This is a genomic window from Butyrivibrio sp. (assembly GCF_024699075.1).
This window is the reverse complement of the sequence record NZ_JAILQF010000100.1, coordinates 1-3475: the sequence shown is the minus strand read 5'-3', so window position 1 is coordinate 3475 and position 3475 is coordinate 1. Positions and strand designations below refer to the sequence as shown.

The 3475-nt window shown below is 40.9% G+C and carries 2 protein-coding genes and 1 pseudogene; all 3 read right to left on the bottom strand.

The genetic code is table 11. The annotated features are described in order from the left end of the window. On the bottom strand, positions 1–2406 hold a 2406-nt coding region (rpoB, locus tag K6G87_RS03905), incomplete at its 3' end, for a DNA-directed RNA polymerase subunit beta (protein WP_296834164.1). A 559-nt stretch (positions 2407–2965) separates the two neighbouring features. Continuing rightward, entirely contained in the window at positions 2966–3340 is a 375-nt protein-coding gene (gene rplL / locus K6G87_RS03900) for a 50S ribosomal protein L7/L12 (protein WP_296834162.1), read from the bottom strand. A 33-nt stretch (positions 3341–3373) separates the two neighbouring features. Further along, positions 3374–3475 (bottom strand): annotated as a pseudogene (locus tag K6G87_RS19880) (50S ribosomal protein L10); the annotation flags it as partial.

Here is a 3475-nt window from a genome sequence, read left to right as displayed (position 1 = left end):
ACGCTCTGAAAGAAGAACAGCATCTTCGTAGTTGTAACCTTCCCATGTCATGAATCCGATAAGAGGGTTCTTACCAAGACCAAGTTCACCATGGAATGTTGAAGGACCATCTGCGATAACCTGTCCTGCTTCTACATGCTCGCCCTTATCTACGATAGGTCTCTGGTTATAGCATGTAGACTGGTTGGTTCTCATAAACTTAGTGAGGTGATACTCTTCCTTCTCACCATCATCATAAGTCATACGTATGATCTTGGAATCAACATAATCAATTGTACCTGCCTTACGGGCAACAACGCTGTCACCTGAGTCAACTGCAGCCTTCTGTTCCATACCTGTACCAACTGCAGGAGCATCTGTTGTAAGAAGCGGTACTGCCTGACGCTGCATGTTTGATCCCATGAGCGCACGGTTAGCATCATCGTTCTCAAGGAAAGGAATAAGGGCTGTAGCAACTGAGAATACCATTCTCGGTGATACGTCCATATAATCAATAAGATTCTTCTGATATTCAGAAGTCTCTTCTTTATAACGACCTGAAACACTGTTACGGATGAAGTGACCTTCAGCATCAAGAGGAGTATTAGCCTGAGCTACACGATAGTTATCTTCCTCATCTGCTGTCATGTATGTGATCTCATCTGTAACAACAGGATTCTCTGCATCTGTATGGTCTACACGACGATAAGGTGCCTCAACGAATCCGTACTCATTAACTCTTGCATATGATGCCAGAGAGTTGATAAGACCGATGTTAGGACCTTCAGGTGTCTCGATAGGACACATACGACCATAGTGAGTATAGTGTACGTCTCGAACCTCGAATCCGGCACGATCTCTTGAAAGACCACCAGGTCCAAGTGCAGAAAGACGTCTCTTGTGAGTCAGCTCAGAAAGAGGGTTGTTCTGATCCATGAACTGAGACAGCTGTGATGATCCAAAGAACTCCTTAACAGCAGCCTGCACAGGCTTAATGTTAATAAGAGTCTGAGGAGAAATCTCCTCTGCATCACGAGTAGTCATACGCTCACGAACAACACGCTCAAGTCTTGAAAGACCGATTCTGTACTGGTTCTGTAAGAGCTCACCAACGCAGCGGATACGACGATTACCAAGGTGATCGATATCATCACTGTGGCCGATGCCGTACTCTACGTGCATATTGTAGTTGATGGATGCAATGATATCTTCCTTAGTGATGTGCTTAGGAATAAGATCATTCTTACGTGCCAGAATAGTCTCAGCAAGACCTTCGGCATCATCCTTGGTTGCATACTCATCAAGAATCTCTTTAAGTACAGGATAGTAAACATCCTCATTGATGCCAAGCTGCTCAAGATCGCAGTCAACATAGTGAGTAAGATCTACCATCATATTGGAAAGAACCTTGATGTTACGCTCTTCAGTCTGGATCCATACATAAGGTATAGCTGCATCCTGAATCTCTTTAGCAAGAGCTCTGTCAACCTTAGTTCCGGCTGAAGCAAGCATCTCGCCTGTTGTCTCATCAACAACATCTTCAGCAAGGATCTGTCCACCTATACGATTCTTAAGGTGTAATTTCTTATTGAACGTATACCGGCCAACCTTAACAAGATCATATCTTCTTGCATCGAAGAACATAGCGTTGATAAGTGACTCTGCACTATCAACAGAAAGAGGCTCGCCTGGACGGATCTTCTTGTAAAGTTCAAGAAGACCTGACTGATAGTCTGTAGAAGGACCCTTGGAGAAGGAACCCTGGAGCTTAGGCTCATCACCGAACAGATCGATGATCTCTTCGTTAGAACCTATACCAAGAGCACGTATAAGTACTGTTACAGGTACCTTACGTGTACGATCTACACGAACATAGAATATATCATTAGAGTCTGTCTCATACTCAAGCCATGCACCACGGTTAGGAATAACTGTGCATGCGATAAGCTTCTTACCAAGCTTATCATATGTAATATCGTAATAAATACCAGGTGAACGAACGAGCTGTGATACAATAACACGCTCTGCACCGTTGATTACAAATGTTCCGGTAGCTGTCATAAGAGGAAGATCACCCATGAAGATCTCATGTTCTGTGATTTCGTCCTTCTCTTTATTATGAAGACGTACCTTTACTTTAAGAGGAGCTGCATATGTAGCGTCTCTCTCTTTACATTTCTCGATAGAATACTTAACTTCATCTTCGCAGAGTTTGAAGTCTACAAATTCAAGACTCAGCTTACCACTGTAGTCTTCAATTGGAGAGATATCATCGAAGGCTTCCTTGAGACCCTCATCCAGGAACCACTGATAGGAATTCTTCTGGACTTCAATGAGGTTAGGCATCTCGAGGGTGTTCTTCTGGCGCTGAAAACTCATGCGGACATTTTTGTCTGAACCAGTAGGATGTATTCTGTACTTTTCCATTGACATTCACCCCGTTCTTTGGATTTAATGAAAAGAGCTTCCGACCTGCATGACCTTTGGATTTATAAAAGGGCATAATAAGGCCTTTCACTCCACAATAAGTGCATTTTCCATCATAATGCAAATCTATACAAATGTCAAATGATTTTTTTGGTAAAAGAGCTGTATTTTAATTTCAGAATAAAGAAGAATTCTACAAATACCAAGATTTGTAAATATAGAAAATAGATAAATATCTAAGAACAGTAACATTTAATGTGAATAGAATAATATTCAAAACAATAACAGTTTATGTAAATAGAAAAATCATCCAAAACAATAACAGTTTATGCAATAGAAAAAATACCAAAACGATAATAGTTAATGTAAGTAGAATATAATAAATATCCAAGACAATAACAGTTAATGTATATAGAACAAAATAAATATCTAAAACAATAATAGTTAATGTATATAAGAATCCATAGACTTATATAGAATTCTATTTAAAATTTTATCAAAAAGAAAACGGGGAAGATCTCTCTTCCCCGTCAGGTAAAAACATAATAAAAGGTTTAAATTACTTAAGAGTAACCTTAGCGCCTTCAGCTTCGATCTTAGCCTTGATATCCTCAGCCTCTTCTTTGCTGACAGCCTCTTTAAGTACCTTCGGAGCAGAGTCAACTGCTTCTTTAGCTTCCTTAAGACCAAGGCCGGTGATCTCACGGACAACCTTGATGACCTTAACCTTGTTCGGGCCGATCTCTGTGAGCTCGACATCAAACTCAGTCTTCTCTTCCTCAGCTGCTGCCTCGCCGCCTGCTGCTGCTACGACAACGCCTGCTGCTGCAGATACGCCAAACTCTTCCTCACAAGCCTTTACAAGTTCATTTAACTCTAAAACAGAAAGCTCTTTGATAGCTTCAATAAATTCAGCTGTTGTTAATTTTGCCATTGTATTATTCCTCCTAATTCTTTAATAGTCTGCTTACGCAACTTCTTCTTTGCTCTCAGCGATCTGCTTAATAACACGAGCAAAGTTTGCAACCGGTGACTGCATGCTGCCAAAAAGTCTGCCAAGCAGAACTTC